Genomic DNA, 19388 nt, shown 5'->3' with positions numbered 1-19388 from the left:
ATAAAATATTCACTTCTTCTTGAATAACGCCTCCAGTTTTCGTTTCGCCTCGGCCGCTACATCGTTCTCTTTCATCGCATGAGGCGCTTGGGCGAGCTGAAAATAATCACAAAAATTGGACTTCTCCTTATCCAGAACCCGATCGGCCTGGGATTCACGGCATTCATTATAAGCCGACCGGTCGTAAAACTCGCAGTTTTTGCAGCAGTGAAGATCGGCATGGCATTTCGGACAACTGTCTCGTCGCCCCACTCGCTCGGTCACCTCGATAGAATTTTCACAGGAAAAGCAGGAGGGCATAGGATCAGGGCATGATGACAACGGCATCTGTTTTTTTAAAATCAGGATCCAAGGTCAATATCGGCTCATTTTCATCTTTTGCCAAGGCGTAGACAAAGCAATCACCGAGATTGAGCGGATATTGAAGCCTTGCCTTGGCGGCAACTTCTGCATGGTGCACAGTCGGTGGGATAAAGCGAATACCTGTCGTCAGAATTTTCTCATAAACTTGATCGTAACCCACAGTCAATCGGGACCGTATCAGGATGAGAAACTCCGTGAGATTCACCGTGCTCATAAGGAGCAAACCCTCTTCTTGGTCTAGCCTCTCTTGGATGGAAGATCCCTTTTCCTCATGGAATACAATGGCTAAGAGTGCGGAGGTATCAATAACCATCACTTTTCCCACAACTCATCTTCCGATTGGAATTTTGGATGTTGGTTTTGAGGGTATTGAGACGCAATCCCCAAGATATCTTTAAAATTATATTCTATTTTTTTACGGCTCAGTCGCTCAACCGCTTCATGAACAGCCCTTCGAATCGCCTCCGATTTTTGTTTAAGACCTTGTTTTTTCATATATTTTTCAAGGTCTTTTTCAAAATCTGGAGTTATATTGATATTGAATTGAGACATATGTGCCTATGTATAGCACCTATACAGCCAAAAGACAAGGTGATTCTACCATAGATGTTCATGGTTGGTGTCTTTGATAAACTGTTTGATCTCGACGGAAGGATTATTAGCGCCCTGAATTAAACCCCCTTTTGCGGATGAACTCGATCGGTCGTTGATTCGGTACGATTGAGCGCCGCGAGAAATGCCTTCACGGAGGCAACGACAATATCGGTATGCGAACCGACGCCACGCACCGTCCGTCCGTCGTACTCCAACGCAACAGTCACCTCCCCTTGGGCATCGGTCCCCCCCGTGATCGCATTGATTGAAAATTTTTGGAGGTTCCCCTTGAACTTCGTCAACTTCTTGATCGCTGAAAAGGCGGCATCGACAGGACCATCCCCTTTTGATTCGGTGCGTACTTTTTTGCCGTTGATTTTAAGTGTCACAACCGCCTTGGGAGTCAGTCTGGTACCACTCTGGATCTTCAGATCCTCGAGGATGTATCGTTCCGGGCCATGTCCCAAAAGATCCATGACAATCATCTCGATATCCTCATCAAATACCCGTTTTTTCTTGTCTGCCAACTCCTTCATCTTCTTAAACACCTCTTCAAACTGCGCGTCAGTCAGTTGATAATTCAACGCCTTCAATTTCTCGCGAAAGGCATGGCGACCGGAATGTTTCCCCAAAACATATTGATGGGCCGTCACCCCCACCTGATCCGGTGTCATGATCGAATAGGTCAACTCCGACTTGAGAAGACCATCCTGATGGATCCCCGACTCGTGGGCAAATGCGTTCGCCCCGACGATTGCCTTGTTCGGCTGGACCCCGATTCCGGTAATATGGGCCAAAAGACGGCTTGAGGGATAGAGCTGTTCGGTTTGAATTCGAGTTGTTAAACCCAGTTTCTCCTGTCGAACCTTGAGCGCCATCACGATCTCTTCCAAAGAGGCATTGCCGGCCCGTTCACCGATCCCGTTGATCGTGCACTCGACCTGTCTGATTCCACTCTCGATTCCCGCCAGAGAATTTGCCACCGCCAATCCCAAATCGTTATGACAATGGGCGCTCAAAACAACGTGGTCGGCTCCCTGCACATGCTCCTTCAGATATCGAATCAGTTTTGAATATTCGGAAGGAATCGTGTAGCCGACCGTGTCCGGGATATTGAGTGTCATTGCCCCCGCCTCAACGACCGCCGAAAGTATCTCTGCCAGGTAAGTGGGATCGCTGCGCGTGGCATCCTCAGCCGAAAACTCAACATCCTCGGTAAAGCTTTTCGCCAATCTTATCGCCTGAACGGCATCCTTCAAAACCTGTTCCCGATCTTTTCTCAATTTGTATTTGAGATGAATATCGGATGTCGCAATGAAGACATGGATTCGTGGTTTCCTTGAGGGTTTCACCGCCTCCCAACAGCGTTCGATATCTGCTGTCTGGGCACGTGCCAGTCCGCAAATTGAAGGCCCTTCTACTTCAGAGGCGATCCTCCGAACGGACTCGAAATCCCCCGGTGAGGCGATCGGAAATCCCGCCTCAATCACATCGACACCGAGCCGCGCTAGCTGATGGGCCATCGTCAGCTTTTCATTAATATCCATGCTGTAACCGGGGGATTGTTCACCATCTCGAAGGGTCGTATCAAATATTTTGACAAAATCAGCCGGCATTGCGATCTCGGCTTTCCTCAAGGACTGTAATCTTGCGCCTCCGACGTCTCCAGAGCGACTCTCCTTTCGTCAGGGCTGCCTTTTCCCGATGGGCCTTCCAGGAGAGAAAAAGTTTTTCCAGAGGACCTGAGGAAATATAGAGAAGCCCGATGTAAAAAAGGACTCGCTCCGGATCCGAGGCAATCACCAAGATCACTCCAACCATTCCGACAAGGAGATAAAAGGCATTTCGACTTCTTTTGAAATCAAGATCTTTGAAACTGCGATAAGGAATCCGACTGACCATCAAGGGCCCGAGCAAAAAAGGGAAAAAGAGAGAGAGCGGCTGACGAAGCAACGGCATACCATAGCCGGTCTCAAAAAAGATGACAAAGCTCACAAGGGTCAATGCGGCAGCAGGAATTGGAAGCCCCTCAAAACGTTTCTTCTCAATCGTCCCGATCTGGATATTGTAGCGGGCCAGCCTCAAAGCCCCACAGGCAAAATAGACAAAAGCGGCGAGCCAACCGATACGACCCATATCCTTGAGGTTCCACATATAGAGAAGCAATGCTGGAGCAAGACCAAAAGAAACAAGATCAACGAGGGAATCATATTCGACCCCAAAATCGCTCTCACTCTTCGTCAATCGCGCAATCCGACCGTCGAGGAGGTCAAAGAAGCCAGCGGCAAAAATCGCGATCGTCGCCCGGACAAAATCCCCAGAGACCGAGTGGACTATGGAATAAAATCCGCAAAAAAGAGACCCGGTCGTAAAAAGACTGGGAAGGATATAGACTCCCTTTGACAACGGAACACGTTTCATAAAAACCTCGCAATCGCTGTTTCACCAGCCTTAGCACGTTCTCCCACAGAAACCAAGAGTTCAACTGTTGACGGAAGGTAAACATCCATGCGTGAACCGAAGCGAATCAACCCATAGCGCTGACCGCGTTCTACCGTCTCCCCTCCTTTTAAATAACAGACAATCCTTCGGGCTAACCACCCGGCAATCTGTACAAAGAGGATCTCGTCTCCCCGCTCGGTTTCCAATAAAACCGCATTTTGCTCATTATCCAACGACGCCTTCTCTTTAAAGGCAGCAAGGTATTTTCCGTGGTTGTAAAAAACCTTTTTGATTTTTCCAGAATAAGGAATCCGATTCAGATGAACGTCCATTGGAGACATAAAGATACTGACCTTCTTCATCTTCTTTTGAAGGTACCTTTTTTCCTCTCCCTCCCCCACCGTGAGGATCCTCCCATCAGCCGGGGCAAGGATCAGATTTTTTTCTGAAGGGATCGTTCGCCGTGGATTCCGGAAGAAGTAGGCAATATAGGCAGGTATAATAAGTGTCGGTAATCCAAAAACCCCAAAAAAGGCGATCAGAAGAATAGAGAAAAACAGACCGGTGGCAACAAAAGGATAACTTTCTTTCACAACCATCTTCTGCTCCTCATGATTTTTTACCTGTTACGTCTTCTGCCCGCAGAACATTGATCAGTTTATCGAGTTGTTTGATAATTTGTTTCAGAATCTGATCACTTCCAATCGTCACAATCGTCATTTGTGAGAGAGATTTGTCATCGGTACACGGCTCAACATGGAGCGCCTCAATGTTGTATCCTTTCTGCGCAAACAGTCCAGCGATGCGGGCGAGCACACCGAATTCATTTTCAACGAGAACAGAGATGGTGTGTTTCTTGTCCATATTATAAGCCCCTACGCCAACAACATCTCATCCAGCCCCTTCCCCGCCGGCACCATGGGCATTACATTTTCTTCCTTAGCTACCTGAAAATCGATCAAGACAGGGCGATCCTTGACCTTCATCGACTCCTTGAGAACCGGTTCAACCTCAGAAGGTTTCTTAACAAGAAAACCGACCCCACCGTAACTATCCGCCAGCTTCACAAAATCAGGGAGCGGGGCCATGGAGGATTCTGAATAACGACGCCCGTAAAAGAACTCCTGCCACTGACGGACCATTCCGAGATAGAAATTATTAATGATCGCCACCTTCACCGGTAATTTATACTGAACCGCAGTTGCCATCTCCTGAATATTCATCTGGATTGAACCATCTCCGGAGATACAGAAAACAGTATCCCCAGGATGCGCCATCTGCGCGCCTATCGCGGCGGGGAAACCGTAACCCATCGTCCCCAAGCCACCGGAGGTACACCAACGACGTGGCTTGTCGAAGGCATAAATCTGGGCCGCCCACATCTGGTGTTGTCCCACATCGGTCGTGACGATCGCATTCCCCTTGGTCACGTCGTAGATCTTTTGAATCACAAATTGCGGTCGAAGCTCACCACCCATCTCCTGAGGATAATAAAGCGGGTGTGTCTTGCGCCATTGATCGATCTGGTCATGCCAAGGCTGGACCGTTTTTCGATACTGAGCGAGCCGTTTTGGATCTCTATCGACGATCTCAATCATTTTTTTAAGCACCTCTTTCGCATCTCCAACAAGTGCGACATCTACATTGACAATCTTCCCGATCGAAGTGGCATCAATATCAAGATGGATCTTCTTTGAGCGAACGGAGAATTTTTTGAGATCACCGGTCACGCGGTCATCAAAGCGTGGGCCAAGCGCGATCAGAAGATCCGCATCATGCATCGCCATATTGGCCCAATAACCACCATGCATCCCGATCATCCCCATGGAATTGGGGTGAGTCCCTGGAAAACCTCCAAGCCCCATGAGGGTGATCCCAACCGGCAGATTCAACTTGTCACTGAACTCCCGGACCAGATCGGCCGCCCCCGACGCCACGACACCTCCCCCCATATAAAGGACAGGCTTCTTCGAGGAAAAGATCATCTCCATCGCCTCTTCCATATGGCCTTGAGGGGCAATTTTTTGCGGCTTGTAACCGCGAAGTGAGACATTCTTGAGCCCCTGATATTCAGCAGTGGCAAGACTCACATCTTTCGGAATATCGACAAGTACCGGACCCGGACGTCCCGAGGTCGCAATGTAAAAGGCCTGATGAATGACCCGCTCGAGATCGTTCACATCTTTCACGAGATAGTTATGCTTCGTACAGGGACGGGTGATGCCGACAATATCACACTCTTGAAACGCATCATTCCCGATCAATTGGACCGGCACCTGACCGGTAAAGCAGACCATCGGGACCGAGTCCATCATCGCCGTCGCGAGGCCAGTCACCGTGTTCGTCGCCCCTGGACCCGACGTCGCCAGGACAACACCCGGCTTTCCCGTAACGCGCGCATAACCATCCGCCATATGTGTCGCTCCTTGTTCGTGTCGGACAAGGATATGTTTGATTTTATTTTGTTTAAAAATCTCGTCGTAAATATAAAGGACAACACCACCGGGATAACCAAAGATGGTGTCAACACCGAGATCTTCAAGCGTCTTCAGGAAAATCTGCGCCCCTGTCATTTGCTTACCCATTTTTATGTTTCTCCATCAGTTGCATAATCGCTTCTTTTTTCTTGAGCTTCATTTTCTTAAGAAGTTTTTCCTCCCTCTCTTCAGCTGAAGTGAGAAAGGGTTTCTTTTCGAGCTTCGCAATCTGTTTCTTGAGTTTTTTGTAGTCGTCATGCTCCTTCCGAAGCAGGGAATCTTCTTCAAGATAGGTCTCAATCCCGTTGAAGTCTGGTGATTCCATAGAATAAAGTTACAAGATCTTGATATTGCGGACTTATTGGAGGGGTGTCAAGGTGCAATTGAGCGTTTTGAAACTGGAAACGTGACCTCGGCGCTTCGAAGATAGGTCGGTTGAACGAGGCCTTTTGAACCGCTCCCCTCTTTGAGATATTTCTGCCAGGCGAGATAGCCCACATGAGAGGCACGCGGAAGATTAAACCCAGGGGGGGCGAACTCCGCTCTCTCTGCAAACTTGCTCACGATGAGATCCCGATGCACCTCAGCCCCTTGACCCAAAAAGAGCAACGGATCGTCCGATGAAATTTGTAAGAGTCTAGTCAGCAAGTCGTCAGGAGTGACAGCTGATTCCTCAATAACAACTCCCCCCCCTTTGAAAAAGGGGGGCCGGGGGGGATTTTGAAAACAAGCCGCATAAACCTCTCCCCGCCTCGCATCGAACATCGGGACAACGAGCCCGGGGAAAAAGGAGCCATTCAGACCCAATGCCAGAAGACTGGAGACACCGACGCAAGGTTTGCCTGTCCCCAACGCAAGGCCTTGGGTCGTCGCAATCCCGATCCTCAAACCGGTGAATGATCCTGGCCCTTCTGAAACAGCAAAGAGATCAATTTCACCGACCTCAACCTGATTTTCCTTCAGGATCCGTTCAATCGCCGGCATCAGGGATTGGGAATGTTTGACAGAGACAGAGAGGACCATCTCGGTCTTTAAGACAAGTGGGGACGTTTCAAGCAACGCAACACTGCCGGTGAGCGTCGACGTATCAATGGCAAGGATCTTCATTTAGACCAAATTCCGGAACCAGGCCAAAATTTTTCCTAGCCCCCAGACACTCTCCACATCATGCAATGTCACAAGGACCATCAAGAGTATCAGAATCGCGAAACCGGCCTGTTCGGCAGTTAACCTCAACTTCTGGGGCACAGGACGACCGATCACCTTTTCCACGACCATAAAGAAAAGATGACCGCCATCCAAAACAGGAATCGGCAGGAAATTCAACCAGCCCAACTGGAGGGAAAGAAAGGCGAGGAAAAAGAGAAAACTGGAAAGCCCTGCTTTGGCAGCAGCCCCAGACGCCTGGGCAATCCGGATCGGCCCTCCCAGACTTTTGTAGGATAATTTGAAGGTCACCAGACGCCCCAAGACCAAAAGGGTCATCTGTGAGAGTCGGATATTTTCCTGCATCCCCAAGGTAATCGCCTCAGTCAGGGGATAGCGACGAAAAACCATCTCAGGTCCCCTCTTCTCATAATCCTTTTGGATCCCGATAACCCAACGAGATTTGTCACGTCGGGGTTGAACTTCGAGGGTGACCTCCGCTCCTGCACGTCTGACAAGAAATTGAAGCTTTTTGCCTCCTTTTTCATTGATCAAGGAAGTCATCTCGCTCCAGGACAAAATCTTCTCTCCATCGATCGCGATCACCTCGTCATTCACCTGAAAACCGGCCTCTTCCGCCGCACCCCCTGAAACCAAACCATCCACAATCGGCTCATTCCCGATAAAGAGCGTAGGCTCCACTCCCAAATAGCCCCCCTTTGTCAGGTCATCTTCTCCGACAACAAGTTCCTTCGTGATCTGCTGCCCACCCGAATCAACAACAAGATTGATACGATCCCCCCCACGCAGGATGATCACCTGACTCACATCCCTCCACTGAGGGGTTTCTTCCCCCGCAATCTGCAGGAGCCGATCGCCAACTTTTAGACCGATCGCCTCTGCAGGAGACCCTTTTTGAATAGAGGCAATCACAGGAGACTCTTGCCAGAAGGCTGGCTCCGATCTTCCAAAGAGAAAAACCATCGGCATCAAAATCGCCGCAAGGAGGAGATTCATGAAAGGGCCGGCAAACACCACACTAAAGCGATGACCAACGGGTCGAGCGGCATAGGAGGAAGGATCGTTGGAATCAGCCGACTCGGCCTCTTCCCCACGCAGTTTTACGTAACCACCAAAAGGAAGGAGAGAGATCATATAGGTCGTCTCTCCCCATTGAAACCCGACAAGTTTCGGACCGAAACCCAGAGAAAACTTCTCCACCCCGATCTTCTGCCACTTCGCGACTAAAAAATGCCCAAACTCATGGATAAAGATCAAAAGCCCCAGCGCTACGATAAAAGAAAGAATTGTCATAAATGTAGAGTCGTCTCCCGCGCCCACCGGTCAATCTCTTTCACCTCATCCAGTGTTTTCAGGGAAAACTTCTGGTGACGTATCAAAGTTTGTTCGACAAGGCGAGGAATATCAAGAAAACCTATTTTCCGTTCCAGAAAAAGGCTGACAGCCACTTCATTAGCGGCGTTCAGTACCACAGGCAGACTCCCTCCCTCTCTCGCCACCTCACAGGCCAACTTCAGACAACGAAATTTTTCAAAATCCGGCTCATAAAAACTCAAGGTGCCGATCTCTGTCAACTTCAGTGACTTCACACCGGACTCCACACGTTCTGGATAGGCCAAGGCATAAGAGATCGCGCATCGCATGTCGGGGGTCCCCATCTGGGCAATCACAGATCCATCACAATATTCAACGAGCGAGTGAACAATGCTCTGGGGATGGATAACGACATCGATCTGATCAACAGCGGTTTGAAACAGCCAGTGGGCCTCGATGACCTCGAGTCCCTTGTTCATCAGAGTGGCACTATCAATCGTAATCTTCGCCCCCATGTCCCAATTCGGGTGTCGTAACGCCTGCTCCACAGAGACTGTTGCAAGCTCCTCCCTCGACTTCTGGAAAAAAGGCCCTCCTGAAGCGGTCAGGATCAGTTTTCGAACCGAAGAACGATCCCCGCAAGACAGGGCCTGAAAAAGGGCACTATGTTCACTATCAACGGGCAAGATCCTGGCCCCTGTCTGCTGGGCACAAGTGGTCATGATCGGTCCCGCAATCACAAGACTCTCTTTATTGGCAAGCGCCACATCCTTGCCGGCCCGTAGCGCCTCATAAGTCGGCTTGAGTCCAGCCGCCCCAACGATTGCCGAAAGGACGAGATCGGCATCGGATGCGGAAGCAACCTCCACAGCCCCCTCTTCCCCCCACAAGATCTTGCAGGAACTGTCAAAGATCGCCTTGAGTCGCAACGCATCCTCTTGCTTCTCGACTGAAACGAAGCGAGGTCGAAATCGCCGGATCTGATCCTCCAAGAGATCCAGATTTCTTCCGGCAACAAGCCCCTCCATGCAAAATCGATCAGGATGACGTGCGATCACATCCAACGCCTGTCGGCCGATCGATCCGGTGCTTCCCAAGATGGTAATTTTTTTCATCTGTTACCCGCTAAAATATTTTGCAAATGCATACACCACCGGCGCCACAAACAACAAGGCATCAATACGGTCCAAGATTCCGCCATGCCCCGGGATCAGATGTCCTGAGTCCTTCACACCAAATCCTCTTTTGAGGAGCGACTCTGAGAGATCCCCCATGGGGGCCACAATGCCAACGATTACCGACAATAAAATCCCAAAAGAAAGGGGAACTGGAAGATCAAAGAAATGCCAGACAATAAGAAAACCAACAAAACTCCCGACAAACCCTCCCCAAAAACCTTCCCACGTCTTGCCCGGTGAAACCTTGGGGGCCAGCTTTCTCCTTCCCCACCAGTGCCCTGCAAAATAAGCGAAGGTATCATTGAGCCAGGTCACAGCCAAAAGAAGAAGGATCCAGATCGAACCCTGAGGGAGATCCCGCATTTGGGCAATGAAAGAGGGAAAGAGACCGACATAGAAAAGTCCCAACAACATGAGACTGATTGATTGTCCCACCCCCTCAAGGGTTTCATGCCAGAGAAGAAAATAAAAAAAGATGGCGACGACGAGAAAAGCAATCTCGAGCAAAAGACCATCGGTCGAAAGAGGCACAAAGGCCAGCGAGAGGCTAAAGATCGCCCCAAGCACGAGACACCCCTTCTGATCTCTTGGCCGAAGGTGAACCAAACGGGCATATTCATGAAGGGCAAAGATCTGGCAGAGAACCACGAGAGATTTGAAAAGATTCGGCCACGGAGAAAAAAGGACACCCAGGACCAGCGGAACGGCAATCAGGACGGAAAGGATCCTCTGAAACAAGAGTTACCTCCTCAACTGTTCTGATGTCCGACCGAATCGGCGTTCACGACTTTGATATTCCTCGATCGCCTGACAGAGCGACTCCCGACCAAAATCAGGCCAAAAGGTATCACTGAAATAAAGCTCGGCGTAGGCCGATTGCCAAAGAAGAAAATTGCTGATTCGATGTTCTCCACTTGTCCGTATCACAAGATCGGGATCGGGCATCCCCGCTGTGTCGAGGTATTCATGGAAACGATCCACAGAGATAAAATTATCCCGGAACTTCCCCTCCTCTTTTTCTCGAAGAAGCGTATTCACAGCCCGCATGATTTCATCACGGGCACTGTAGGACAAGGCGAGGTTTAAGACCATTTTGTCAAACCCTGCCGTGAGTCGTTCGGTTTCACGCAACGTTTCCAGCACTTCCACGGGAAGACGCTCCGTATCACCGATCGAAACCATCCGGATCTCGTTCTTCACAAGCTTCTCTCTCTTGATGATCAGAAACTCCTTCAGAAGGGCCATCAAGGCATCGATCTCCGCCTTGGGTCTCGCCCAATTTTCCATCGAAAAAGCATAAAGGGTAAGATACCGAATCCCCAACTCGCGACAACAGGTGACAATCTCATCAACACGATCCGCCCCACGATAATGCCCATCGACCCGTAGGGAACCTCGACTCTTGGCCCAACGGCCATTGCCGTCCATGATGATAGCGATATGCTGGGGGAGTTTTTTGAGATCAAGATTCATGATTAGACTTCCATGATTTCTTTTTCTTTGTGAGACAGCAACTGATCAACTTGTACAATAAATTGATCCGTCAATTTTTGGATTTCAGTCTCTGTCCTTCTCAGATCATCCTCGGAAATTTTCCCTTCCTTTTGCTGAGCCTTTACAGCTTCATTGATCTCTCTCCGAATATTGCGCACAGAAACCCGCGCCTCTTCAGAAGTTTTTTTGGCCTGTTTGACCAGCTCTTTTCTTCTTTCTTCTGTTGGAATCGGAAGAGAAATCCGGACCACCTTACCATCATTGATCGGCGTGAGACCCAGATCTGATTTCAGAATAGCCTTTTCAATTTCCGAAAGGGCTGCCTTATCCCATGGAGAAATAAGAAGGGTCCGGCTGTCCGAAACGGAAATCGTGGCGACCTGATTCATTGGCATTTTGTTCCCGTAGTATTCAACACGCACCCCATCAAGCAAAGAAGGAGTGGCGCGTCCGGCACGGATTTTTGAAAAATCCCCCTTCAAACTTTCCACCGCCTTCGTCATCCTACTTTTACATTCATCAAGAGATTTTTTATCCATAGCATCCCCCTCAACGAACTAAAGTTCCGATTTTTTCACCCAAGACAACTTTTTTCAAATTCCCCTTACGAAAAAGATTGAAAACAATGATCGGGACCTGATTATCCATGCAAAGGGAGATCGAGGTAGAATCCATCACCTTGATATTTTTTTTCAGGACATCGATATAGTGAAGCTTCGGAAAGAAACGAGCCCTCGGATTTTTGACAGGATCCTCACTATAGACACCATCGACCTTCGTCGCCTTCAAGATCACATCGGCATGGGTTTCCACAGCCCGAAGTGCCGCTGCGGTATCTGTCGAAAAAAATGGGTTCCCCGTCCCAGCAGCCAAAATGACGATCCTCCGCTTTTCCATGTGTCGGATCGCCCGCCTTCGGATATAAGGCTCCGCCAATTGCTGCATCTCGATCGCCGTCAGGACACGGGTATAGACACCTGTCTTCTCAAGAGCATCCTGGAGTGAGAGGGCATTAATAACCGTTGCCAGCATCCCGCTGTAATCAGCAGCGGCTCGATCCATCCACGGCTGCTGGGCCCCTCTGAAGATATTTCCACCGCCAATCACGATGGCGATCTCGATCCCTAATTTGTGAATTTCTTTGATTTCGAGGGCTAATTTGCCAACAACATGCGGATTAATTCCAGAACCTGAGGAACTGGCCAACGCCTCCCCTGAGATTTTGAGCAGGATACGCTTGTAGGCCGGTGATTTTTTCGGAGTATCGGTTTTTTTCCCCATAATTAATTGAAACTAGAGTGGCCCGCCAACTTGAAATCTCACCATTTCCAAAACTTCTGCCTTCGGATCAATCTCTTTCAGATACTGTCCCACTGTTTTCTTCCCCGAGGTATCTTTCACGTAAGGTTGCTCAATCAAGCAGACATCACTGTAGTATCGAGAAAGCTTCCCGTTAACGATCTTTTCAAGGACTGCTGGTGGTTTGCCCGTGAGTTCAGGAGAGCTGTTAATAATTTCCCGCTCCTTATCAATCACAGAAAGCGGAACCATCTCTCGATGGATATAAGCAGGATGCATCGCCGCCACATGCATGGAGATATTCCGACAAACCTCTTCGGTCACCTTGTCTCCACGAACTCGAACCAGAGAACCTATCTTGGAACCTGCATGCAGATAGGCCCCTACCCTTTCCTGGTCCTTCAGATGAGCCGAAATTTTTACAAAACGGCGGATCACCATGTTTTCCCCAAGTCGGGCGATCAAGGCCTTCAAATCCTCTTCCACACTCTCCTGATTCATCTTCTCTGATAAGAGAAGATTCAGATCGGCGGGCCCATTTTTCAGAACCACGTTACTCACCTCTTTAACAAAATGCTGAAATTGATCGGTTCGCGCCACGAAATCAGTCTCGCAATTCACTTCGACGAGACTTGCCTCGCTTCCATCAGGAGAAACAGAAAGACCGACCAAACCTTCTTCGGCAGAACGACCTGTTTTTTTGCTCGCCTTAACGATCCCCTGTTTTCGCAAATAATCAATCGCCTCTTGAAGATCACCACCAGTCTCGTGAAGCGCCTTCTTGCAGTCCATAATTCCAGCCCCTGACCGCTCGCGAAGCTCTTTTACCTTTTCTGCACTGATCTCCATTTTCAAGGCTCCTTGTCCTTTTCCTTCTCATCAGCAAAGGCCTGCTCGGAACTGTACTGGCCGACCCCCTCTTTTTCATAAGATTCCGGTCGGGAGACATAGGCATGGCCGCGGGTTCCAATAACAGCCTCTTTCACGAGAGACTCACCCTCCTTCACCTTCTCACGCATCACGGTCCCCCTCTGATCAAGCCCCTCAAGACAGGCATCCGCCACCTTGTGACAAAAATAACGAATTGACTTCAACGCATCATCATTGGCCGGGATCAGATAATCGATCCCATTCGGGTTACAATTCGTATCGGCAAGCGCGACAACCGGAATCTTCAAACGAACCGCCTCTTGCAACGCAATCTGCTCCTTTTGGGCATCGATCAGGAAAATCACTTGGGGAAGCCGCGTCATTTCTTTGATACCACCGAAACTTGACTGAAGGTCTTTAATTTCTCTCTCAATCTCCAGTTTCTCTCGCTTCGTCAGAACTTCGAATCCCCCCTCGGCCATTTTCTTCTCTAAATCTTTTAAACGCATCAATGAGGCCTTGATCGTCCTGAAATTGGTGAGGGTCCCACCAAGCCAACGTTTGTTCACATAGAACATATTGCAACGCTTCGCCTCGTCTTCGACGATCGACTGGGCCTGTCTCTTAGTTCCAGCAAAGAGGATATCCCCCCCCTCACTCACGACCTTTACCAAATAACGACAGGACTCTTCAAAAAGCGGCTGGGTCTTCTGCAAATCAATGATATGAACCCCATTCTTCGCCCCATAAATAAACGGCTTCATTTTGGGATTCCAATACTGGGTCTGGTGCCCAAAATGGGCCCCCGCTTCAAGCATCTCGCGAATCGATATTTCGATCATATATTTTTCCTTAATAATTTCGGCTTCTTAGAAGGTTTGCCCGGTTTCCCTCTCTGAGCGCGAAGTGTGTCTAATTCCACAAAATTAAAGGGTTTTGCAAGGGAAAAGTAAGAACCTATTCCTCTTTCTGCTGTTTTAACTTGTAAACAAAGGTGAGCACCTCGGCGACGGCGAGATAGAGATTCTCAGGAACCTCATCACCGATATCAAGCTCAATCAGAGACCAGGCGAGCGGGATGTTTCGGACAACCGGGATTTCGTATTCCTCTGCCAATTGTTTGATAAATTCGGCGAAGAGTCGCTGTCCCTTCGCGACGATTTGAGGCGCGATCATCTCGACCTTGTCATATTTCAGCGCGATCGCGAGGTGCGTTGGGTTCGTGATCACCACATCGGCATTTTTCACCTGCTGCCGCACATCCCCCATCGCCATTTCCATATGCAGTTGTTTTCTCTGGGAACGGATCAGGGGATCCCCCTCATCCTCCTTGTATTCCCTCTTCACCTCTTCCTTCGTCATCTTCAAATTTTTGATATATTCCCTCCGCTGCATCATCAGATCGAGGATCGCGAGGATCATAAAAAAGATAAAGAAACGGAGCAGAAACCGAACCAACATGATCGAGCCCAGTTTCGAAGAGCCGTCGAGGGGAACCGTCACAGAGAGAAGGAAAGGTTCGAGCATCCCTTTCACCACTAGATAGGCAATCAAAAAAACGACAACCACCTTGAAGACATTCTTGGCCAGCTCAAACAGAATCTTCGGTTTCAGCATGTTCTTCAGATTCTCGATCGCATTGAGGCGTTTTGTCTGGGGCTTCAGCGGCTCAATCGAAAACACAGGCCCGACCTGCAAAAAACCGACAAGGGCTGCCACGACAACGACTGTCGTCAAAAAGGGGACACTGATTTTGACAAGCGTGATGAGTGAGGCATAGCCGAGCTGGTAGATCAGCCCCATTTGAAAATCGGCGTGACCAACCTCTTTAAAGATAAGCTCCATGAGGCGTCGGAGCTCTCCCACCATGTACGATCGTGAAAAAACGAGCGCCGCAAAGGCGGCGATCATGACAACTACCGTCTCCAGATCGCGGCTCTTGAAGACCTGACCCTTCTTCCGCGCGTCTCTAAGACGCTTCGGTGTTGGTTGTTCGGTCTTTTCCTGAGATGATCCTTGCTCGGCCATATACTATAATTATCGTCTTACTAAGACCCCCAAGATGCTAACCTAGCATAATTTATTGATATTTTAAAGAATTTCCTTAGAATTCGAATTTCCTATGCCTGAACCCGAAGAACATCAATTTGGCCAGTACCAGCTGGTGGAGAAGATCGCGCAAGGCGGGATGGCGGAGATCTTCCGCGGACGGGCGCGTGACTTCGAGGGGATCGAAAAACCGGTCGTGATCAAACGGATCCTCCCGCAGATCGCCGCCTCTCCTGAGTTCGTCGAGATGCTGATCGATGAGGCGAAGATCGCGGTCATGCTCTCCCATGGCAATATCGCCCAGATCTATGATCTCGGGAAGGTCGCGGACGACTACTTCATCGTCATGGAATATGTCGATGGCAAGACCCTCTCCCATATCATGAAGAGACTCCGAAATCTGAATCGACGCATGCCGGTTGCGTATGCGCTCTGGCTTTGTGCGGAGATTGCCAACGGCCTCGACTATATGCATCGAAAAACCGACGATCAGGGAAATCCGCTTCATATTGTTCATCGCGACATCAGTCCGCAAAACATCATCCTTTCGACCTCCGGAACAGTGAAGATCATCGATTTTGGAATTGCGAAGGCCAAAACAAAGGTCTCCACAACCGACTCCGGTATCTTGAAGGGAAAATTTGCCTACATGTCCCCTGAACATGCCGAGGGGGGGAAACTGGATCATCGTACCGACATCTTCTCGCTCGGCGTGATCCTTTTTGAACTCTTGACCGGTGAAAGACTCTTCAAAGGGAAAAATAACCGCGAGACGATCTCGAGGGTCAAGAAGGCGAAAGTCCCCCTCCCCTCCCAACTGCGAGACAAGGTCACCAAAGAGCTCGATCGTCTTGTGCTGAAGGCGCTCGCCAAAGATCGCGAAAAACGGTATCAGACCGCCCTCGAGTTTCATGGCGATCTCACCCGTTATCTGGTTACCCAATATCCGGAATTCTCACCAAGGGAGCTGGTCAAATATCTCGCACAGATCTTCCCGGAACTGGCCCAGAAAATGAGCGAGACACCGATCCCCCACACACCCACAGCGACCGAGAAAGAAGAGGAGTCTTTAAGCGAGCCGACCGCTGCCGCCTCTTCAAACGTGATCCGAAAAAACCTCGCCATGGATGAGATCTACGAGGTCCCTTCCGTCTCCCCTCCAGAGAGTTCTGAGGAGAAGGTCTCTTTTTATAAATTGATCCTGCCTCGTCTCCAAAAAATCGCGCGGATCGGTGCGATCGGCCTCGGAGTTATTGCCTTGGCCCTGATCGGAATCGAGGCAGCCCCCTGGATCTCGCGCCAGATCAAGACAGCCTCATCGTACCTCACCTCATTGTCCGAGACGATTCAGCCCCCCATTGAAAAAGAAATTGCCGAAAAACCTCTTCCGCCAAAATTGCCCTCGGTCGTTGAACCACCTCCCAACGGTTTTCTAAAAATTGAATCAGAGCCACCCGGTGCGATCGTTTTTTTAAACGATAAAAAAACGGAGTGGATCACCCCGGCAAAGGTCGAACTCCCCCCTCGCGATCACCAGAAAATCGGGCTCCATTTGGAGAAATATCGATTTTGGGAGTCGACCTTCGACATCAAATCAAAGGAAACAACCGAGCTTGCCGCAAAATTAGAGATCAATTTCGGCGATCTTGAGATCGATTCCCTGCCTCCGAAGGCCGCCGTTTATTTAAACGGAAAGCGGGTTGGCCAGACCCCCTTTGAACGTCGTCGCCTCCCCCCGGAAACAACTTTTGAGGTCGTTCTCCAATTGGAGGGGTATGAGGAGTGGCGGCGTGACGTCAAAATTTTCGGTGGAAAAAGGGAGATCGTGAAGGCAAGCCTTCAAAAGACCAAGAAATCTAGAGCTTTACGCTAAGGCCATTCTCTATTATAATGGATGCAAAAGATGCCAGAAGAAACCCATGACGAAACGGTCATAACACCTGTCCCCCAACTGGACGAGGATAAAAAAGAGAAACATGCCTACATCGTCTTCCTCTCAGGACCTCTTGTCGGAAAGATCCATCTTCTGGAAGAGGGGGCGATCAAGATAGGGCGTGCCGCCGATGCGGATATTCCGATCAATGATCTCGGCATCTCCAGGCATCATCTCGAAGTCAAACTCCATCAGGGAGCTGTCAAAATTAAGGACCTTGGAAGCACGAACGGGACCTTCCTCAATGGAACGAAGGTCCAGGAGGCAGATCTCAAGGATGGAGACAAGATCCAGATCTCCTCTTCGACGATCATCAAATTCGCCTATCAGGACAAGGTCGAGAATATCTTCCATACAGAACTCTACCGCATGGCAGTGGTCGATGCGCTCACGAGTGCTTATAACAAACGCTATTTTGAAGAGCGCCTTCGCGAGGAGTTTACCTATTGTTTGAGGAACAATGTCCCGCTCTCTCTCGTCATGATGGATATCGATTATTTCAAAGGGGTCAACGACACCCATGGCCATCAGGCCGGGGACTTCGTCTTGAGTCATATCGCAGCGCTGGCGAAGTCGATCATCCGGAATGAAGATATCCTGGCCCGCTATGGGGGGGAGGAGTTTGCCATCATCCTGAAGGCGACCGATGCGAAAGAGGCGATGACGATCGCGGAAAGAATCCGGCGGATTATTGATGAATCGGTTTTCGAATTTGACGGCAAAAAGATCCACGCCACGGTCAGCCTCGGCATCGCCACACTCTCCGGAAAAAATCTTGAGGGTTATGAGGCGATGGTGAAACTGGCCGACCAATTCCTCTACCAATCCAAATTCAACGGCCGAAATCGGGTGAGTGGTTAGCTCAGATTGGAAAGATCTCCTACAAGCCCAAGCTCACGAACTCCAATCGATTGCTGTCTATTAAAGCTCAATACGGCGGCCCAACCGAATGATCCGATACCCCCCGGATGCCGACGCTCGACTTTTGCAACGACCGGAGCGGGATCCATAAATTTATATCGAGCGAGTTTTGGTAACTGCAGTACCTCTGCCGGCAAGACGCCGTCGTTGACCAACGTCATCAAGGCAGCGAAGCGATGATGGCCATTCCGCAATAGATAGAGTCCCGCAGGAGTCGGCCCATAAATGTTAAGTGACTCATAAGTCGCCCCAACACAGGTCAGTGCCCCCTGTATCATCTGTTCCGTCGGAAGAGATCCCGGCTTCCAGCCCCTATCCATCAGCCGGTAAATGATCAGACCACGCAGGTCGTTGATCTTATCGAGATAGAGTGGTCCACGTTCACTGCCATTATCGGGAATTAAATTCAAATAATGATAAGGAACAACCCGCTGAGCTGGAACAGCAACCACTTCAAAGTCGGCCTCATAATAAACCAAGTGGGACCTCGGATGTACCTTCCTCACAGCACGCCCGTATTGTGCATCCAATTCGGTGTGAAGTTTAAACTGCCAAGGGGGGTATTTTCTAGCATACCGGGAGTCTTGGGTCAGAAGGGGAAGACCGACCTCCCGCGAATGACGGCCAACCAATTCCCTGAGTTCTTCATAATCGTACGCATGAAATTGGCCCTTTAATTTTGTGAGACGGCGACAAATGAGACGACGCGTTCCCCGTGCTGCAGGACTGTCGCGCAACAGGAGTGATGAAACGACATTCATTGGCTCTCAACCCCATTCGCCTTCAGGACAACGGGGAGCTGTTGGTTCCGGATCGCATAGAGCACCTGACCCCACTCCGCGGACCGGTGTCCGCCATGACCATAATTCCCCTCTTCACAGTGATCGCTCCGTTGCAGAAAAAAATGGACCTTGGCCCAGGAAAGATAAGAATCAACATCACTCGCGCGGGTCAGTCGCCCGCCCATCAGTTTTTTAACCGACCTCGTTTCACCGATACTCAGACTGCCGTCATAATTAATGCCCAGATATTCATCACCGTAAACCCGGCCAGCATACTCCTCAACCTGGTTGAGTTGCTCCCGCTCACTACATTTTCCCGGAATCAGGCATTCGTAATGAGAATTAAAACCAGTTTTTTTCGATCTCGCCCAAATCGCTACGACACTGGCTGACAAGACCCCTGCTGTTATTGAAAGGGGCCAATAATATCTCATGGGGTCATTATCGATCGCCCCTGAAAAAGGTTGACCCCTTTTTTCATGTTACCCGCTAAGTGGTTAAAGGC

At 49.7% G+C, this 19388-nt stretch carries 23 protein-coding genes; 2 read left to right on the top strand and 21 right to left on the bottom strand.

Translation table 11 applies throughout. The annotated features are described in order from the left end of the window. Positions 1-9 precede the first annotated feature (9 nt). From HYT76_10135 to HYT76_10045, 19 genes are all read right to left on the bottom strand, one after another. Entirely contained in the window at positions 10-300 is a 291-nt protein-coding gene (locus HYT76_10135) for a hypothetical protein (GenBank protein MBI2083906.1), read from the bottom strand. A gap of 4 nt (positions 301-304) precedes the next feature. Continuing rightward, positions 305-688, bottom strand: coding sequence for a type II toxin-antitoxin system VapC family toxin (locus HYT76_10130; GenBank protein MBI2083905.1), 384 nt, complete (start codon positions 686-688; stop codon positions 305-307). Continuing rightward, entirely contained in the window at positions 676-858 is a 183-nt protein-coding gene (locus HYT76_10125; protein MBI2083904.1) for a hypothetical protein, read from the bottom strand. Before HYT76_10125 ends, HYT76_10130 begins: the two co-directional genes overlap by 13 nt. Positions 859-1034: 176 nt before the next feature. After that, complete coding sequence (locus HYT76_10120) at positions 1035-2573, bottom strand: 2-isopropylmalate synthase (GenBank protein ID MBI2083903.1); 1539 nt, start codon at positions 2571-2573, stop codon at positions 1035-1037. Next, on the bottom strand, positions 2563-3378 hold the full coding sequence (gene pssA / locus HYT76_10115; protein MBI2083902.1) for a CDP-diacylglycerol--serine O-phosphatidyltransferase: 816 nt from the start codon (positions 3376-3378) through the stop codon (positions 2563-2565). The genes HYT76_10120 and pssA overlap by 11 nt, the downstream gene beginning before the upstream one ends. After that, on the bottom strand, positions 3375-3998 hold the full coding sequence (locus HYT76_10110) for a phosphatidylserine decarboxylase family protein (protein MBI2083901.1): 624 nt from the start codon (positions 3996-3998) through the stop codon (positions 3375-3377). Before HYT76_10110 ends, pssA begins: the two co-directional genes overlap by 4 nt. 10 nt (positions 3999-4008) lie before the next feature. After that, positions 4009-4263: an acetolactate synthase small subunit gene (ilvN, locus tag HYT76_10105; protein ID MBI2083900.1), complete on the bottom strand. Its 255-nt coding sequence runs from the start codon at positions 4261-4263 to the stop codon at positions 4009-4011. A gap of 11 nt (positions 4264-4274) precedes the next feature. Next, positions 4275-5984: a biosynthetic-type acetolactate synthase large subunit gene (gene ilvB, locus HYT76_10100; GenBank protein ID MBI2083899.1), complete on the bottom strand. Its 1710-nt coding sequence runs from the start codon at positions 5982-5984 to the stop codon at positions 4275-4277. Further along, positions 5977-6201: a hypothetical protein gene (locus tag HYT76_10095; protein ID MBI2083898.1), complete on the bottom strand. Its 225-nt coding sequence runs from the start codon at positions 6199-6201 to the stop codon at positions 5977-5979. The genes ilvB and HYT76_10095 overlap by 8 nt, the downstream gene beginning before the upstream one ends. A 47-nt stretch (positions 6202-6248) precedes the next feature. Beyond that, the gene (gene tsaB, locus HYT76_10090) at positions 6249-6983 is read right to left on the bottom strand and encodes a tRNA (adenosine(37)-N6)-threonylcarbamoyltransferase complex dimerization subunit type 1 TsaB (protein MBI2083897.1); all 735 of its coding nucleotides are present in this window, start codon (positions 6981-6983) and stop codon (positions 6249-6251) included. Continuing rightward, on the bottom strand, positions 6984-8336 hold the full coding sequence (rseP, locus tag HYT76_10085) for an RIP metalloprotease RseP (GenBank protein ID MBI2083896.1): 1353 nt from the start codon (positions 8334-8336) through the stop codon (positions 6984-6986). Then, entirely contained in the window at positions 8333-9472 is a 1140-nt protein-coding gene (locus HYT76_10080; protein ID MBI2083895.1) for a 1-deoxy-D-xylulose-5-phosphate reductoisomerase, read from the bottom strand. Before HYT76_10080 ends, rseP begins: the two co-directional genes overlap by 4 nt. Positions 9473-9475: 3 nt before the next feature. Further along, positions 9476-10273 carry a phosphatidate cytidylyltransferase gene (locus HYT76_10075; GenBank protein MBI2083894.1) on the bottom strand — a complete coding sequence of 266 codons (798 nt, stop codon included), beginning with the start codon at positions 10271-10273 and terminating at the stop codon, positions 9476-9478. A 3-nt stretch (positions 10274-10276) separates the two neighbouring features. Then, positions 10277-11011, bottom strand: a complete 735-nt coding sequence (locus HYT76_10070) for an isoprenyl transferase (GenBank protein MBI2083893.1) — start codon at positions 11009-11011, stop codon at positions 10277-10279. Next, a complete protein-coding gene (gene frr / locus HYT76_10065; GenBank protein ID MBI2083892.1) occupies positions 11011-11568 on the bottom strand; it encodes a ribosome recycling factor in 558 nt (185 codons plus the stop codon). Before frr ends, HYT76_10070 begins: the two co-directional genes overlap by 1 nt. A 10-nt stretch (positions 11569-11578) precedes the next feature. Then, positions 11579-12310 (bottom strand): UMP kinase, encoded by a 732-nt coding sequence (locus tag HYT76_10060; GenBank protein ID MBI2083891.1) that lies wholly within the window; start codon positions 12308-12310, stop codon positions 11579-11581. 12 nt (positions 12311-12322) lie between these two features. Next, positions 12323-13177 (bottom strand): elongation factor Ts, encoded by an 855-nt coding sequence (locus HYT76_10055; protein ID MBI2083890.1) that lies wholly within the window; start codon positions 13175-13177, stop codon positions 12323-12325. 2 nt (positions 13178-13179) lie between these two features. After that, positions 13180-14040: a 30S ribosomal protein S2 gene (gene rpsB / locus HYT76_10050; protein ID MBI2083889.1), complete on the bottom strand. Its 861-nt coding sequence runs from the start codon at positions 14038-14040 to the stop codon at positions 13180-13182. Between the two features lie 115 nt (positions 14041-14155). After that, the gene (locus tag HYT76_10045) at positions 14156-15226 is read right to left on the bottom strand and encodes an EscU/YscU/HrcU family type III secretion system export apparatus switch protein (protein MBI2083888.1); all 1071 of its coding nucleotides are present in this window, start codon (positions 15224-15226) and stop codon (positions 14156-14158) included. A 94-nt stretch (positions 15227-15320) separates the two neighbouring features. Between HYT76_10045 and HYT76_10040 the strand changes: the two genes are divergently transcribed. Together HYT76_10040 and HYT76_10035 are read left to right on the top strand one after the other, a co-directional pair. Continuing rightward, complete coding sequence (locus HYT76_10040; protein MBI2083887.1) at positions 15321-17120, top strand: serine/threonine protein kinase; 1800 nt, start codon at positions 15321-15323, stop codon at positions 17118-17120. Between the two features lie 30 nt (positions 17121-17150). Next, on the top strand, positions 17151-18041 hold the full coding sequence (locus HYT76_10035; protein ID MBI2083886.1) for a GGDEF domain-containing protein: 891 nt from the start codon (positions 17151-17153) through the stop codon (positions 18039-18041). Here the strand turns inward: HYT76_10035 and HYT76_10030 are convergent. Together HYT76_10030 and HYT76_10025 are read right to left on the bottom strand one after the other, a co-directional pair. After that, entirely contained in the window at positions 18038-18862 is an 825-nt protein-coding gene (locus HYT76_10030; protein MBI2083885.1) for a hypothetical protein, read from the bottom strand. The two genes, HYT76_10035 and HYT76_10030, sit on opposite strands and share 4 nt — an antisense overlap. Next, positions 18859-19317: a hypothetical protein gene (locus HYT76_10025; protein MBI2083884.1), complete on the bottom strand. Its 459-nt coding sequence runs from the start codon at positions 19315-19317 to the stop codon at positions 18859-18861. Before HYT76_10025 ends, HYT76_10030 begins: the two co-directional genes overlap by 4 nt. Positions 19318-19388 lie beyond the last annotated feature (71 nt).

The organism is Deltaproteobacteria bacterium (assembly GCA_016180845.1).
Lineage (GTDB): Bacteria > UBA10199 > UBA10199 > JACPAL01 > JACPAL01 > JACPAK01.
The sequence above is the reverse complement of the archived record's forward strand: the minus strand, read 5'-3'. Positions and strand labels throughout refer to the sequence as shown.

Excerpts from the sequence above, each read along its gene's own strand:
- HYT76_10045 (MBI2083888.1), bottom strand. The coding sequence starts at position 15,226 with ATGGCCGAGCAAGGATCATCTCAGGAAAAGACCGAACAACCAACACCG.
- HYT76_10110 (MBI2083901.1), bottom strand. The coding sequence starts at position 3,998 with ATGGTTGTGAAAGAAAGTTATCCTTTTGTTGCCACCGGTCTGTTTTTC.
- HYT76_10040 (MBI2083887.1), top strand. The coding sequence starts at position 15,321 with ATGCCTGAACCCGAAGAACATCAATTTGGCCAGTACCAGCTGGTGGAG.
- HYT76_10125 (MBI2083904.1), bottom strand. The coding sequence starts at position 858 with ATGAAAAAACAAGGTCTTAAACAAAAATCGGAGGCGATTCGAAGGGCT.
- HYT76_10030 (MBI2083885.1), bottom strand. The coding sequence starts at position 18,862 with ATGAATGTCGTTTCATCACTCCTGTTGCGCGACAGTCCTGCAGCACGG.
- HYT76_10060 (MBI2083891.1), bottom strand. The coding sequence starts at position 12,310 with ATGGGGAAAAAAACCGATACTCCGAAAAAATCACCGGCCTACAAGCGT.
- frr (MBI2083892.1), bottom strand. The coding sequence starts at position 11,568 with ATGGATAAAAAATCTCTTGATGAATGTAAAAGTAGGATGACGAAGGCG.
- HYT76_10135 (MBI2083906.1), bottom strand. The coding sequence starts at position 300 with ATGCCCTCCTGCTTTTCCTGTGAAAATTCTATCGAGGTGACCGAGCGA.
- ilvN (MBI2083900.1), bottom strand. The coding sequence starts at position 4,263 with ATGGACAAGAAACACACCATCTCTGTTCTCGTTGAAAATGAATTCGGT.
- rpsB (MBI2083889.1), bottom strand. The coding sequence starts at position 14,040 with ATGATCGAAATATCGATTCGCGAGATGCTTGAAGCGGGGGCCCATTTT.
- rseP (MBI2083896.1), bottom strand. The coding sequence starts at position 8,336 with ATGACAATTCTTTCTTTTATCGTAGCGCTGGGGCTTTTGATCTTTATC.
- pssA (MBI2083902.1), bottom strand. The coding sequence starts at position 3,378 with ATGAAACGTGTTCCGTTGTCAAAGGGAGTCTATATCCTTCCCAGTCTT.
- HYT76_10025 (MBI2083884.1), bottom strand. The coding sequence starts at position 19,317 with ATGAGATATTATTGGCCCCTTTCAATAACAGCAGGGGTCTTGTCAGCC.
- HYT76_10095 (MBI2083898.1), bottom strand. The coding sequence starts at position 6,201 with ATGGAATCACCAGACTTCAACGGGATTGAGACCTATCTTGAAGAAGAT.
- tsaB (MBI2083897.1), bottom strand. The coding sequence starts at position 6,983 with ATGAAGATCCTTGCCATTGATACGTCGACGCTCACCGGCAGTGTTGCG.
- HYT76_10055 (MBI2083890.1), bottom strand. The coding sequence starts at position 13,177 with ATGGAGATCAGTGCAGAAAAGGTAAAAGAGCTTCGCGAGCGGTCAGGG.
- HYT76_10035 (MBI2083886.1), top strand. The coding sequence starts at position 17,151 with ATGCCAGAAGAAACCCATGACGAAACGGTCATAACACCTGTCCCCCAA.
- HYT76_10120 (MBI2083903.1), bottom strand. The coding sequence starts at position 2,573 with ATGCCGGCTGATTTTGTCAAAATATTTGATACGACCCTTCGAGATGGT.
- ilvB (MBI2083899.1), bottom strand. The coding sequence starts at position 5,984 with ATGGGTAAGCAAATGACAGGGGCGCAGATTTTCCTGAAGACGCTTGAA.
- HYT76_10080 (MBI2083895.1), bottom strand. The coding sequence starts at position 9,472 with ATGAAAAAAATTACCATCTTGGGAAGCACCGGATCGATCGGCCGACAG.